The organism is Aquimarina sp. AU119 (assembly GCF_900312735.1).
Classification (GTDB): Bacteria; Bacteroidota; Bacteroidia; order Flavobacteriales; family Flavobacteriaceae; genus Aquimarina; species Aquimarina algiphila.
Genome location: NZ_OMPF01000016.1, coordinates 356,476 through 369,749 on the forward strand (window position 1 = coordinate 356,476; position 13,274 = coordinate 369,749).

General features: G+C 32.3%; 15 protein-coding genes. 13 read left to right on the forward strand and 2 right to left on the reverse strand.

What is annotated here, in order from left to right; translation table 11 throughout:
- Nucleotides 1–4: 4 nt before the first annotated feature.
- The 12 genes from DK442_RS16240 to DK442_RS16295 all read left to right on the forward strand — a co-directional run bounded on the left by DK442_RS16240 (nt 5) and on the right by DK442_RS16295 (nt 9,905).
- Entirely contained in the window at nt 5–937 is a 933-nt protein-coding gene (locus DK442_RS16240) for an alpha/beta hydrolase (RefSeq protein ID WP_109436943.1), read from the forward strand.
- Nucleotides 938–994: 57 nt separating this feature from the next.
- Nucleotides 995–2,617: a M1 family metallopeptidase gene (locus tag DK442_RS16245; protein WP_109436944.1), complete on the forward strand. Its 1,623-nt coding sequence runs from the start codon at nt 995–997 to the stop codon at nt 2,615–2,617.
- A gap of 4 nt (nt 2,618–2,621) precedes the next feature.
- Nucleotides 2,622–3,431: an arginase family protein gene (locus DK442_RS16250; protein WP_160114218.1), complete on the forward strand. Its 810-nt coding sequence runs from the start codon at nt 2,622–2,624 to the stop codon at nt 3,429–3,431.
- Between the two features lie 2 nt (nt 3,432–3,433).
- Nucleotides 3,434–4,228 carry a hypothetical protein gene (locus DK442_RS16255; RefSeq protein WP_109436946.1) on the forward strand — a complete coding sequence of 265 codons (795 nt, stop codon included), beginning with the start codon at nt 3,434–3,436 and terminating at the stop codon, nt 4,226–4,228.
- Between the two features lie 9 nt (nt 4,229–4,237).
- Entirely contained in the window at nt 4,238–5,278 is a 1,041-nt protein-coding gene (locus DK442_RS16260) for a zinc-dependent alcohol dehydrogenase family protein (RefSeq protein WP_109436947.1), read from the forward strand.
- Nucleotides 5,279–5,311: 33 nt separating this feature from the next.
- Nucleotides 5,312–6,037 (forward strand): sulfite exporter TauE/SafE family protein, encoded by a 726-nt coding sequence (locus DK442_RS16265; protein WP_109436948.1) that lies wholly within the window; start codon nt 5,312–5,314, stop codon nt 6,035–6,037.
- A 40-nt stretch (nt 6,038–6,077) separates the two neighbouring features.
- Complete coding sequence (locus DK442_RS16270) at nt 6,078–6,581, forward strand: endonuclease V (RefSeq protein WP_109436949.1); 504 nt, start codon at nt 6,078–6,080, stop codon at nt 6,579–6,581.
- An 11-nt stretch (nt 6,582–6,592) separates the two neighbouring features.
- Nucleotides 6,593–7,522, forward strand: coding sequence for a carbon-nitrogen hydrolase family protein (locus tag DK442_RS16275; RefSeq protein WP_109436950.1), 930 nt, complete (start codon nt 6,593–6,595; stop codon nt 7,520–7,522).
- Nucleotides 7,523–7,639: 117 nt separating this feature from the next.
- The gene (locus tag DK442_RS16280; protein WP_109436951.1) at nt 7,640–7,819 is read left to right on the forward strand and encodes a hypothetical protein; all 180 of its coding nucleotides are present in this window, start codon (nt 7,640–7,642) and stop codon (nt 7,817–7,819) included.
- Nucleotides 7,820–7,929: 110 nt separating this feature from the next.
- A complete protein-coding gene (locus DK442_RS16285) occupies nt 7,930–8,454 on the forward strand; it encodes a GNAT family N-acetyltransferase (RefSeq protein WP_109436952.1) in 525 nt (174 codons plus the stop codon).
- A 394-nt stretch (nt 8,455–8,848) separates the two neighbouring features.
- On the forward strand, nt 8,849–9,328 hold the full coding sequence (locus tag DK442_RS16290; protein ID WP_109436953.1) for a nuclear transport factor 2 family protein: 480 nt from the start codon (nt 8,849–8,851) through the stop codon (nt 9,326–9,328).
- A 202-nt stretch (nt 9,329–9,530) separates the two neighbouring features.
- A complete protein-coding gene (locus tag DK442_RS16295) occupies nt 9,531–9,905 on the forward strand; it encodes a superinfection immunity protein (protein ID WP_109436954.1) in 375 nt (124 codons plus the stop codon).
- Nucleotides 9,906–9,909: 4 nt separating this feature from the next.
- Here DK442_RS16295 and DK442_RS16300 read toward each other — a convergent pair whose 3' ends face one another.
- On the reverse strand, nt 9,910–10,677 hold the full coding sequence (locus tag DK442_RS16300; RefSeq protein ID WP_109436955.1) for a LytTR family DNA-binding domain-containing protein: 768 nt from the start codon (nt 10,675–10,677) through the stop codon (nt 9,910–9,912).
- Nucleotides 10,667–11,698 (reverse strand): sensor histidine kinase, encoded by a 1,032-nt coding sequence (locus DK442_RS16305; protein ID WP_109436956.1) that lies wholly within the window; start codon nt 11,696–11,698, stop codon nt 10,667–10,669. Before DK442_RS16305 ends, DK442_RS16300 begins: the two co-directional genes overlap by 11 nt.
- Nucleotides 11,699–11,930: 232 nt before the next feature.
- Between DK442_RS16305 and DK442_RS16310 the strand changes: the two genes are divergently transcribed.
- The gene (locus tag DK442_RS16310) at nt 11,931–13,130 is read left to right on the forward strand and encodes a hypothetical protein (RefSeq protein WP_109436957.1); all 1,200 of its coding nucleotides are present in this window, start codon (nt 11,931–11,933) and stop codon (nt 13,128–13,130) included.
- Nucleotides 13,131–13,274: the final 144 nt, after the last annotated feature.

The window sequence follows — 13,274 nt, forward strand, 5'->3', positions numbered from 1 at the left end:
TGTTATGTATTCGCACAGACTTATTTTTAGTATAAGTATCCTAATTTTATATTCTTGTAAACAACAACCAAAACATGAAGAAATTGCACTGGTTGAAACAGTAGAAAAAACACCTTTTACAGCAAGTGAAGTTATCGAATACAAAAACTTTGAGTCAAAATATGTAGATACTCGCCATGTTGAAGTTTTCTTACCTACGGGTTATGATGCTACTTCAAAAGAAAAGTATAAAGTGTTGTACATGCATGACGGGCAAAATGTATTTAATGCAAAAACATCATATACAGGTATTGATTGGGGTGTAGACGAAGCTATCGATAGCTTATTAGGAATACAAAAAATTAAAAAAACTATCGTTGTCGCTCCATGGAATACTGTAAAAAAGCGTTTTTCTGAATATATGCCCAAAGCACCAGCTGCACTTACCTCATCGCCTGAGGCTAAAGCTACATTAAAGGAAAACACAGGATATGATGATTTGTATTCTGATGCATATCTTAAATTTTTGGTAGAAGAATTAAAACCGTTTATTGATAAGACTTATAATGTGTCTACCAAAAGAGAAGATACTTCGATTATGGGATCATCTATGGGTGGACTCATATCCCTATATGCTATTTGCTCTTATCCAGAAGTTTTTGGAGCAGCGGGTTGCGTCTCTACGCATTGGCCAGTTCCTGTATTGGGAGAAGCTTATATTGGTACATTACCCAATACCCTTCCGGATCCGTCTACTCACAAAATATATTTTGATTTTGGAACAAAAGGCTACGATGCACAATATGAACCGTTTCAAAGTCATGTGGATTCTATAATGAGCGCAAAAGGATATACAGAAGGGGCAAACTGGATTACAAAAAAGTTTGAAGGAGCAGATCATAATGAAAAAAGCTGGAACGATAGAGTGCATATTCCTCTCGAATTTCTTTTACAATAATATACAAAATCGATATTCAAAAAATTCATCAATTCTAAAGATAATGCGAATACAACAATGAATAAAATCTTTCTTTTTATAGTACTTACATTTCAAGTACATCTCCTTTTTGCACAAGAGCAGAAATTTACACGACAAGATACGCTTAGAGGTTCGATAACCCCAGAACGAGAATGGTGGGATTTAACCTATTATCACCTGGATATAAAGGTGGACCCGGATAAAAAGACAATTTCGGGTAAAAATACGGTGTTCTACAAAGTAGTAAAAGCTCATGATGTCATGCAAATTGATTTACAACCTCCTTTGAAAATCAAAAAAGTGATTCAAGATGGAAAAGAATTAGCTATAACATCTGAAGGTAATGCACATTTTATAAAACTCGAAACTCCTCAGCAAGAAAACAGCATCAAATCTGTAACCATTTTTTATGGTGGTAAACCCAGGGAAGCTGTTCGTGCTCCTTGGGATGGTGGTATCTCATGGAAAAAAGACGAGAATAAGAAACATTTTGTAGCTTCTTCTTGTCAAGGATTAGGAGCAAGTGTTTGGTGGCCCAATAAAGATCATATGTATGATGAAGTAGATAGTCTTTTGATCAGTGTTAATGTTCCCAAAGATCTTATGAATGTATCTAATGGCCGATTACGTAAAGTAGAAGAACTTGATAATAACACTAAAACATTTCATTGGTTTGTAAATAATCCCATCAATAATTATGGAGTAAATATTAATATTGGAGATTATGTACATTTTGGAGAGCAATATGAAGGTGAAAAAGGCACTTTGGATATGGATTATTATGTACTAAGAGATAATCTGGATAAAGCAAAAGAACAATTTAAGGATGCTCCAAAGATGATGAAAGCTTTTGAGCACTGGTTTGGTCCTTACCCCTTTTATGAAGATAGTTTTAAATTGGTAGAGGTTCCTTATCTGGGTATGGAACATCAAAGTTCTGTAACCTATGGTAATAAATATGTAAATGGATACCTGGGGAATGATCTATCTGCCTCTGGATGGGGACTAAAATTTGATTTCATCATCATTCATGAATCCGGGCATGAATGGTTTGCTAATAATATAACCTATAAAGATGCGGCAGATATGTGGGTACATGAAGGATTTACAGCATATTCAGAAAGTCTGTTTTTAGACTATCACTACGGATCAAAAGCTTCATCAGAATATGTAATTGGTACCAGAAGAAGTATTCAAAATGACAGACCTGTTATCGGTTTTTATGATGTAAATAAAGAAGGATCCAGTGATATGTATTTTAAAGGATCAAATATGCTTCATACCCTTCGTCAATTGATAGAAGATGATGAAAAATGGAGAACAATCCTAAGAGGTCTTAACTCCACATTTTATCATCAAACCATTACTACTCAACAAATAGAAGATTATATCAGTAAAGAGACCAAAATCGATCTTACTCAGTTTTTTGATCAATATCTTAGAACTACCAAAATTCCAACTCTCGAATATACTTTTGAAAAAGGAAAGTTGAAATATCGATACGTAAATATCATAGAAAAATTTGATATGCCTGTTCGTCTTTTTATTGATGACACTCCACAATGGGTACAGCCCAATGCAACATGGCAAACAAAAGAATTTAAAGGAAATACGTTACGTGTTGATCCTAATTTTTATGTGAATGTTAAACCCTTATAAAGAAATGAAGATATATTTCCCTCAATGGCAAGGATCTGGTTCGGGTAAAAATATTGAACCCGGAGCAAAAGCAATATTGGATTATTTGGATGACCCAGAGTTTATTAACATTCCATTATCTACAATCCCAGCCGGAGAACACGGAGTTCAAAAGCATTATATCAATAATTATGATGCCATTACAGAACAATTATCTCGATTGAAGAAAGAAATCGATACTTCTCAACCTTCAACAATACGAACTATTGGTGGAGATTGTGGTCTGGAGATTGTTCCTGTATCTTATTTAAATAAAAAATATCCTAATCTAGGTGTAATCTGGTTTGATGCCCATGCAGATATTAATCGGCCGTGCGATTCACCTAGTTGTAATTTTCATGGTATGCCACTAAGAACATTACTCGGTGAGGGAGAGGAAAAAATGGCTCCACTCCTATCTTCAACTATTCTAGCTTCTCAAATTCACTATATTGGTTTACGGGATATTGATGATACAGAGCAAAAACGTATAGATACTGATAGTATATATGCACCTAAGAAAATTAATGTAGATGACCTTATTCAGACTTTAGTTTCTAAAAATATAACCCATCTTTATTTACATTTTGATTTTGATTGTTTAGAGCCTAACGATTATAACAAAACATACTATCAAGTTGCTGATGGAGTAAAAATCAAAGATGCCGAAATGTGTATTAAAGCATTACAAGAAAATTTTACTATTGTAGGAAGTAGCGTATTAGAATCCATAACTACGGCTCAAAAAGAGCTTAAACCTATTGAGAATATTATTAATTCGTTAATCCGAAATTAAATATGAATGGTATCCTAAAATACTTATCTATTATATTTAGTATAGGTTTAATAGCAAATTGTAATCCATCAAAATCTAAAAACACTCCAGTACAAAAACAAAAAAACGAAGTATTAGTTCTAGGTACGATTCATAGTGGCCATCATACTGATAGTGTTTATAACATTGCATATCTGGACAAATTAATACGGCAAATACAACCCGATTATATCCTTGCTGAGATTCCACCAGATCGTTTTAAAGAAGCAGTTAAAGGCTTTAAAAGAGATGATAGTATCTCAGAACCCAGAGTAATGCGTTTTCCTGAGTATGTAGATGTAGTTTTTCCACTTACCAAAGAAATGAATTTTGAAATTATACCTACTGCTGGATGGACACAACCTATGGCACAAGAGAGAAGCCAGAAGCTAAGAGCCATTAGTAAAGATTCTTCGAGAGTTGTAGATTGGAAGGCATATCTGAAAGCAAACAAACGCTCTGATTCTGCATACAAGGCAACCGGAAAAGTAAATGACCCTTACTTTATTCATACAGATACTTATGATAGCATTCAGGATATTAGTTTACAGGTATACAACAAATTGTTTAATGTAGAATTAGGTCTGGGAGGATGGGATAATATCAATATTGCGCATTACTGGAATATTGAAAAGGCATTAGAAAAACATCGATATAAAGGAAAAAGAATACTTATTATTTATGGAGCTGGTCATAAAGGGTGGTTTCTTCGGGAATTACGTAAACGTGATGATATTAAAATACTGGAAATGAAATCTTTTTTAGATGCAATACAATAAAAATTATACATGAAAGCAGTCGTATACGAATCATTTCAGGGGCCATTAACCATCCAAAATGTTCCTGATCCTACTCCACAAGACAATGGAGTGGTCATTAAAGTAAAAGCAACCGGTTTATGTAGAAGTGATTGGCATGGTTGGATGGGACATGATCCTGATATAGAATTACCTCATATTCCTGGTCATGAACTGGCAGGTGTTATAGAAGCCATCGGTAAAAATGTTCTCAATTTTAAAATTGGTGATCGTGTTACCGTTCCTTTTGTCTGTGGTTGTGGCACATGTATGCAATGTACTTCGGGAAATCATCAGGTCTGCGATTCGCAATCTCAACCAGGGTTTACACATTGGGGTTCTTTTGCAGAATATGTGAGTATCGATTATGCCGATACGAATCTGGTAAAACTTCCTGATGAAATTAATGATGTAACCGCTGCTACTTTGGGGTGTCGATTTATTACCTCGTTTAGAGCTATAGTAGAACAGGGTAAAGTTTCTGCTGGACAATATGTTGCCGTACATGGTTGTGGCGGAGTTGGATTATCTGCTATTATGATTGCTAATGCTCTTGGAGCACAAGTAATTGCTATAGATATCAATGAAGACACATTGGCGTTAGCTAAGAGCCTGGGAGCTTTTACTACTGTAAATGCAAGAAAGCATGATTACACCCCAGAACATATCACATCGATTACTGATGGAGGTGTTCATGTATCTGTTGACGCATTAGGAAGTGCTATAACATGTTTTAATTCTATATCTAACCTTAGAAAAAGAGGTAAACATATCCAGGTCGGTTTAATGACTGGTGATCATCAACATCCTAAAATTCCTATGGATAAGGTACTCTCTGATGAATTAGAAATTATAGGTAGTCATGGAATGCAAGCATATAAATATCCAGAGATGTTGAACATGATCAAAAATGGTAAATTATATCCAGAAAAACTTATAGAAAAAACGATTACATTAGAAGATGCAATTACCGCACTACCCAATATGAATACTTTTGATAATAAAGGTATGCAAGTGATTAATTCGTTTTGATAATGAGTATTATATGCAACCACAAATTATAAAATGATATCACACCTCATCCCCTTTATTGCTGCATTCATTTTAGGCATGTCAAAATCAGGTCTTAAAGGAATGGGAATTGTTATTGTAACGTTAATGGCATTAGTTCATGGTGCAAAAGCCTCTACAGGAATATTATTACCTCTCTTGATTTTTGCTGATATTTTGGCGGTGATTTATTACAACAGACATGCACGTTGGAATTATCTTTTGAGATTTCTTCCATGGATGATAGGTGGTGTGCTTATCGCTGTATTTATAGGAAAGAATCTTCCCGAAAGTATCTTTAAAAAGGGTATGGCTGTAATTATCATCATTAGTGTAATCATTATGTTTTTTGGAGATCGATATAATCAAAAGAATATTCCTAACAAACTATGGTTTATTGGATCTACAGGATTTGCCGCAGGGTTTACTACTATGATTGGAAATCTGGCAGGAGCATTTACAAATATTTTTTTCATGGCAACTCGTATTCCAAAAAATGAATTTATCGGCACTGCTGCATGGCTTTTTTTTATCATTAATCTCTTTAAATTACCTTTTCATGTTTTTAGCTGGAAGACTATAAGTTTGCAAACACTAACGATTGATTTATATTTAATTCCGGGGGTTATATTAGGCTTCATTATTGGTATTAAAGCCGTAAAAAGATTTAAGGATCACCAATATCGAAAGTTTATCCTAATTATGACCGCAATCGGAGGGCTTGTAATTTTATTTAAATAAATATCATAATTGAATACTAATACACAGAAGAACAGTATAAATGAAATTAGCATTTGACGTACAATACTATGAAACTCATGCAAAATCTGTTTGCGTATGCTTTGATAACTGGGACGATGATCTCCCTACTAATATTATAGTGAAAGAAGTACAAGACATTGCTCCTTATGTTCCTGGAGAATTCTACAAAAGAGAACTTCCCTGCATCACTACAATAGTACAAGAATTTGATCTAAAACATATTACATGTATTATTGTTGATGGTTATGTTTACCTCGATGATCACAAAAAATTAGGTTTAGGAGGGCATTTATATGAGGAATTGGATCATAAAATTCCAATAATCGGAGTTGCAAAATCCAGTTTTCATGATAATAAAAAACATGTACATGAAGTATATAGAGGGGAAAGTACAAAACCTCTTTATGTAACTGCTGTAGGAATCGATCTAGAAGAAGCAAAAAATCATATACTATCAATGCATGGTAATTATAGAATGCCAACACTCTTACAAATATTAGATACAACGACTAAAGAGAAATAAAACTATATACTATGAAAGTAAAAGTAGGCCTGGTTCAGGATAGTCCAGTTTTTTTTGACAAAGATAAAACGATTAAAAAAATAGAACAGCTTACTCAAAAGTATGCTAAAGAAGGGTGTGAACTGTTGGTTTTTCCTGAATCCTTTATTCCTGGGTATCCTAGAGGATTTTCTTTCGGAGCAAAAATCGGAAGTAGAACTGATGATGGAAGAGCTCTTTATGCTGAATACGCTAAAAACAGCATCGATCTCGAAAGTGAAGATCTTAAAAGACTAGAGAAATTATCTAAATCCAATAATATTTACCTGGTCATTGGAGCTACTGAAAAACAAGATACGAACGGAACGTTATATTGTTCTATGTTATATATCTCTCCTTATGAAGGTCTATTAGGCGTACACCGAAAGATAAAACCTACGGGGACAGAAAGAATTATTTGGGGAGAAGCTGCTGGAGAATCTTTAGTTACATTCAAAACAAAAATCGGAAAACTGGGAGGCCTCATCTGTTGGGAAAATTATATGCCATTAGCCAGAATGTCTATGTATAAAAAAGGGGTCGAAATTTATATCGCTCCTACTGCTGATTCTCGAGAAGAATGGACTTCTACCATGAAACATATCGCTCTAGAAGGCAGGTGTTTTGTTTTGGGATGTAATCAATTCTATACAAAATCAATGTATCCAGAAAAATATCAATCTTTAGTAGAAAATGAACCTGAAGATATGTGCCCGGGAGGCAGTATTATTGTTTCTCCTTTGGGTAAAGTAATTGCTGGTCCTTTATTTAATACGTCAGGAGTTTTAGTGGCAGAACTAGATTTGGATGAAATTAGCAAAAGTAAACTTGACTTTGACGTCATTGGTCATTATTCGCGAAATGACATTTTTCAGTTTAGCGTAGAAGATCAACCAGAAATACAACAAGAACGAAAAAGTTAATACAATTAAGACTTTTATTGGTGCTTGGTTAAGGTTTAGTTAATTAACGTTATGTCCCCAATAAACCGATTTCATTTTATCTAAATTGAAGTATTAATCAATTTAAATTTATATATCATGAAAAAGAAACAGCTAAAAAAGCTAAAGCTTAACAAAAACACGATTTCTAAAATTGGCGCAGAAAAAATTCAAGGAGGAGGAACACATCCTGGCTATAGTACAGCATGCGATTCTAGTTTAAATCTTGAATGTAATTTAGGATGCGCAACGGGAGATTGTCAAACTCAAGGATGTTAATTCCTTGGTTTATTAAAATAAAAGAACCGTCAAATTTAAGTTTTTGGCGGTTTTTGCTTTTCAAAACAATTGATTTGAATACTTTAGCTTCAGAGCATAAAGAATGAAAAATGAAATCCACAACATTTCCTGAATTATACACCAAAAGATTATTACTACGACGATTAAAAGAAAGTGATGCTGTAAACATTCAATTCCTGCGATCTCATGATGCTGTAAATACATTTATAAAAAGAGCAAAGACCGATACGATAGAGGAAGCAATTACTTTCATTACTAATATCAATACAAAAATTGACAATAATGATATACTATTTTGGAGTATTACTGAAAACAATAGCTCCGAATTAATTGGTACTATATGCTTATGGAACTTCTCAGAAGACAGAAAAATTGCCGAAGTAGGATATGATTTACATCCCAATTTTCAGGGAAGAGGAATTATGAGCGAAGCATTATCTTGTATTCTACACTATGGATTCGAACAACTTCGACTCGATCAAATTGAAGCCTTTACACATAGAGAAAATATCCCTTCAAAAAAACTCTTGACGCGTCATAACTTCATTCTTATGGAAGAAAGAAAAGATGAAGGTAATCTTGATAATATTATTTTTTCAAAATCAAGAAACTAATTAACTATTGATCTTTAAAATGAAATACAATATCTAATCAACGATATTATATTTAAGTTTTTTATTTTCTATCTATAAAAAATACGTTGTTTTGCCGTAACCAACATATTGATTTTGTTTGTAACTTTAATATGACAGGATACTCTTACACATACTCTAGAATAAAATTCTTCTGAAATATATCGAGTTACTTAACCTGTATTAGCTTGGTAATAGGTACGTACCCAAACCCCGATCCCTAGTCGACCGGGGTTTTCCTACTTGATAAATTTAAATGATTATCTTCTTGAGACATAAAATCACTACAATTGTAAGAATATAAAAGAATCTTAAAAAATTGTTGCGATTTAGAATAGTATATATATTGCGTAATCACATGTTATACTAAATTGTCATGAAGAAAATCCACCTTATTTACATCAGTTTTTTCACTCTAATATTAACAGTTCTTCTAAGTTGTTCTTCTAATACCAATAAACCATCTGTTAATGATGAACAAAAACTTTGGGAAACCATAGCAGAATTTAATCAGGCTTTCAAAAATAGTAATGTAGAAAAATTAAAGGCGATGATTACTGATAACTATATTCATACCAACGGTAGTTCAGAATCAATTAATAAAAACACCTGGGTCAATTATTTGCATAAGAGAAATAAAGATATTGAGAACGGAGATCTAATTGTTAATGCTTATGAGATGAGTGAAGAAACCGTACAATTTTATGATAATGTCGCTATTGTAACGGCTAAAATATTAGTTTCTAATACAAGACAAGGTAATCTACAAGAAAATGGGTTTAGAGTCACAAACATATGGGTACGAGAAAACGGTAATTGGAAAAGAGCAGGATTTCATGATGGCAAAATAAAATAAATTCAATTCTACATGAACTATATTTTATAGGTGCTATATTTTAGGTTAATTTTATCTTTAAATTTATAAATCTACACCTTCTTTATTTATGGTTAATATGAATATTTAAAAAAATACAGTAGCTTCGCATTTAGATACATAAACTACTAACCCCTCCTGTTTTATGTATGATCAATACTGAATAAAAATCAAACATTCTTTTATGAATTTATTATTTCAATCTAATACAAGTGACACTACTGTTGGAGTTGTTTTTGTTATTTTTATCATAGTTGGAGCTATATTTTATTTTATCCCTTCTATAATTGCATTAATGCGAGGAAAAAGTAATACGGTAGCCATCATTGCTTTAAACTTATTTTTAGGATGGAGCATTGTGGGATGGGTAGTCTCTTTGGTTTGGAGTTTATCTAGTGAAGTATCTCCTGCTAAAATTGTTGTCAACCAGCAGCCTATACAAAAAACAGAAGAAGATGGTATTGATAAACTAACCAAGTTAAAGAAACTTTTAGATGAGGGTGCAATTACTCAAGACGAGTTTGATCAACAAAAAGCTGTTCTTTTAAAAAACAGTTGATATCTTAACTTAAAACCAATTTTAACCATCTAGACCTTTCAGAACTTAACTGTATTTCAGTATGATATTCTGGGGATAATGTTATGGACAATTGCCCTGGTTTTGAAGGAACCAATTTTTTAATTGCACTAATATTAACTAATAATTGACGATTTAAACGAATAAATTGCTCAGGATTTACCATGGTTTGTAATTGATTTAATGCATGGTCTATTGGGATTGATCTCTTATCTTTTAGTTTGGCAAACACAAGTTCATCTCTATAAAAATATGCGATATCATCTATAACTACAGGAATCATACTATTACCAAACCTTAGTAAGAATCGCTTCTTATATTTCACATTTTCTGGTTTTTTAATCAATTGTGCTAAATCAAGGTTCTGAATAATCCACTCCTCATTTATTTTATTTTTATTTTTTAAGAATTTCTCCATTGCATTTTCCAAATCTTCTCTGGTAATTGGTTTTAACAAATAATCGATACCAGTAGTTTTAAATGCCTTAATAGCGTATTCATCATATGCTGTAATAAAAATAATAGGGACATCAATCTCAACTTCTTCTAAAATATCAAATGAAACTCCATCAGATAGATGGATATCCATAAAAATTAAATCAGGATGTTTCTGTGTATGAAACCAGTGTAGTGCTTCAGTTACTGTAGATAATGAACTAATCACAGAAATATCGGGAGTTATTTGTTTTATCAATTTTATCAAATGATCCTTGGCTGAGGCTTCATCTTCTAGAATAACAGCTTTAATTTTCATCAATTACAGATATTAGAGGGATAGATACTATAAATTCTTCCTTGGTATGTGAAATGATTACCTTATCATCAGTTAGAAAATCATACCTCTTTGTAATATTATCCAACCCTGTACCATTCGTATGCTGAGATCGTTTAGGGTTATTTGTATTCTTTACGGTAAAATAATTTTCATCTGCTTCAAAGTGAATGTGTAATGGAGATTGCTGGTCTATTCGATTATGTTTTACAGCATTTTCTACCAATTGTTGTAGTACCAAAGGTGGGACGCTTTTACATTTAAATAACTCAAGATTTACAGAATCATGTACTTTTAAAGCTGTTTTATAACGTTGTTCTATTAACAAAAGGTATTGACGTGCCATTTCATATTCGCGAGAGATTGGTATAATTGCTTGTTCATTATTTTGAAGGATATAACGATATACTGCAGCAATGTTTTTTAAAAACTTCTGTGCCAGCACACTATCCTCATCGATAAGGTAGTATAAAGTGTTGAAGTTATTAAACATAAAATGTGGGTCGAGTTGGTTTTTAAGAATAGATAAATTAGCATTTACAATTTCTCTTTTAAATTGCTCATTTTGAATATGTGATATATAATATTGATTTCTCCAATTAAATGCCAGTAAAATTAAGCTTAGAATGGTAGAAATAGCGATCCCAGTAAAAAAAGCGAATACCATATGTGGTATCATGGGTTTTTCACTGCCTAGGATAAAATAATCTAACCATTTATAAAAATAAAACAGTGTAGTATATACTGAAGTTCCCAAAAGAATACTTTGTACAAACACAACCATATTTTTTTGATTCCTTTTTATAACTTTTAACTGAAAACGACGAATGGCTTCAAAACTCAAATAAATAATACATAACCATAATACTGCGAAGAATGGATAAACTTTAGGAGGTTCCTTAAACCTTGAAGCGATGGCTATAATACCAAACATAATTCCCCCAAGAATAACAACGATAGCACATCGCCATAATACAGGAAGTTTTGCCGTCTGTATTTCCATAATTATATATTTTATATTAATAAATGTAGGTAATTACTACTAAAATGTATTTGTATTCTATCGTTTCTTATAGCATTTCAATAGATAAAACGATATGCTTATGCATAAAATAACACAGTTCATAATCATTATATCAAGTTTTATGTATGAGATATCGTAGTTGATAATAATCATTTAAAAACCAATTCCCAAACGAGGTATTTTTGAGTATTCAATCAAAAAACAAAATGTGATGAACAGAATTTTATGTTTACTTTTAAGTTGCACTTTTTTATCCTCACCTCTGCTTCTGGCACAAAACCAGGTCGATTTGGCAAAGTATAGTTTTGAAATCGATGATTTTACAGATCAAAAATTTGTTACACTTACTCAGAAAAGTTTAGAAAACAGTCAATTTGTTTTTGTGGGAGAACAACACGGAATAAAAGAAGCCGGAACATTTACAAAGTTCATCTACGATATTGCACAACCTTTTGGTTATAAAACATTATGCATCGAAACCGATGCTTTAGCCGCAGAAAAAATAACTGCAATAGCCTCTTCTAAAACTCCTATTGATGAAGCAAGAAGTCTGTATAAAGAGTTTCCATTTTCTATTCCCTTTTATAGCAATCAAGATGATTATGATATGTTTACCAATACCATTAAAAAAAATGGAGAGATCTGGGGTATTGATCAAACTTTTATGGTTCAGTTTGGATTAAACTTTGATCATATGATGAAGACCACTTCTAACAAACCATTCAAAAACAAACTTATAGAGTTAAAGAAAAAAGCTAAAGAAGCCTTTACATCTGCCATTACCAATAAAGATTTTAATGCAACATATATCTTTAGCTATGATGAAAATACCCATAAAGAGTTACTAGCTCTCACCACGAATAAAAAGGAAATTGAAATCTTAAACCAACTCTGGAAAACAAAAGAAATATATGCATATAATACTATTTCCAAAGAATATTATAAAAACAATCAGACACGAGGTCAATTAATGAAGAGTAATTTTATGCGTTATTACAAAGAGGCGAAAAAAAATGAAAATACTCCAAAAGTAATCTTCAAATTAGGAGCGAATCACGCAGCCAAAGGATTAACTCGTACTCATATTTATGATATTGCTAATATGGGTAGTGAATTAGCAATTACTAACGATATGCATTCACTACATTATATAATTATGGGTATTCACGGAAAAACGATGACTGGAAATCCATTTACTCCAGATCCTATAATGTCATTTGATAATACAAAACAATTTCCAGAAGAGATTCAAAATATAATCCCATCAATTACCAAAAAATATTACATTTTGGATTTAGTACCTCTTCGATATGGTCTATATGCAAAATTATCCAAGGCGTTTAGAAAAATCATATTTGGATATGATGTAATCGTATTGGTGAATAATGCAGAAGCCGTAAAAGGTCTCTAATTTCAATTTAGATATTCAATCACATATAATAACAAAGCTCATCTCACTGATGGGCTTTTGTCATATCTTCTCTGTTCTTTATCCATAAAACAAGCTTTTAGATATCTAAAAATTAATATACATTTTAGATAAAACAACATCTTG

Bases quoted from the DNA above. Each gene is read 5' to 3' on its own strand.
- DK442_RS16245 (WP_109436944.1), top strand. From the start codon at position 995: ATGAATAAAATCTTTCTTTTTATAGTACTTACATTTCAAGTACATCTC.
- DK442_RS16275 (WP_109436950.1), top strand. From the start codon at position 6,593: ATGAAAGTAAAAGTAGGCCTGGTTCAGGATAGTCCAGTTTTTTTTGAC.
- DK442_RS16270 (WP_109436949.1), top strand. From the start codon at position 6,078: ATGAAATTAGCATTTGACGTACAATACTATGAAACTCATGCAAAATCT.
- DK442_RS16285 (WP_109436952.1), top strand. From the start codon at position 7,930: ATGAAATCCACAACATTTCCTGAATTATACACCAAAAGATTATTACTA.
- DK442_RS16280 (WP_109436951.1), top strand. From the start codon at position 7,640: ATGAAAAAGAAACAGCTAAAAAAGCTAAAGCTTAACAAAAACACGATT.
- DK442_RS16265 (WP_109436948.1), top strand. From the start codon at position 5,312: ATGATATCACACCTCATCCCCTTTATTGCTGCATTCATTTTAGGCATG.
- DK442_RS16260 (WP_109436947.1), top strand. From the start codon at position 4,238: ATGAAAGCAGTCGTATACGAATCATTTCAGGGGCCATTAACCATCCAA.
- DK442_RS16240 (WP_109436943.1), top strand. From the start codon at position 5: ATGTATTCGCACAGACTTATTTTTAGTATAAGTATCCTAATTTTATAT.
- DK442_RS16255 (WP_109436946.1), top strand. From the start codon at position 3,434: ATGAATGGTATCCTAAAATACTTATCTATTATATTTAGTATAGGTTTA.
- DK442_RS16310 (WP_109436957.1), top strand. From the start codon at position 11,931: ATGAACAGAATTTTATGTTTACTTTTAAGTTGCACTTTTTTATCCTCA.
- DK442_RS16290 (WP_109436953.1), top strand. From the start codon at position 8,849: ATGAAGAAAATCCACCTTATTTACATCAGTTTTTTCACTCTAATATTA.
- DK442_RS16305 (WP_109436956.1), bottom strand. From the start codon at position 11,698: ATGGAAATACAGACGGCAAAACTTCCTGTATTATGGCGATGTGCTATC.
- DK442_RS16295 (WP_109436954.1), top strand. From the start codon at position 9,531: ATGAATTTATTATTTCAATCTAATACAAGTGACACTACTGTTGGAGTT.
- DK442_RS16300 (WP_109436955.1), bottom strand. From the start codon at position 10,677: ATGAAAATTAAAGCTGTTATTCTAGAAGATGAAGCCTCAGCCAAGGAT.
- DK442_RS16250 (WP_160114218.1), top strand. From the start codon at position 2,622: ATGAAGATATATTTCCCTCAATGGCAAGGATCTGGTTCGGGTAAAAAT.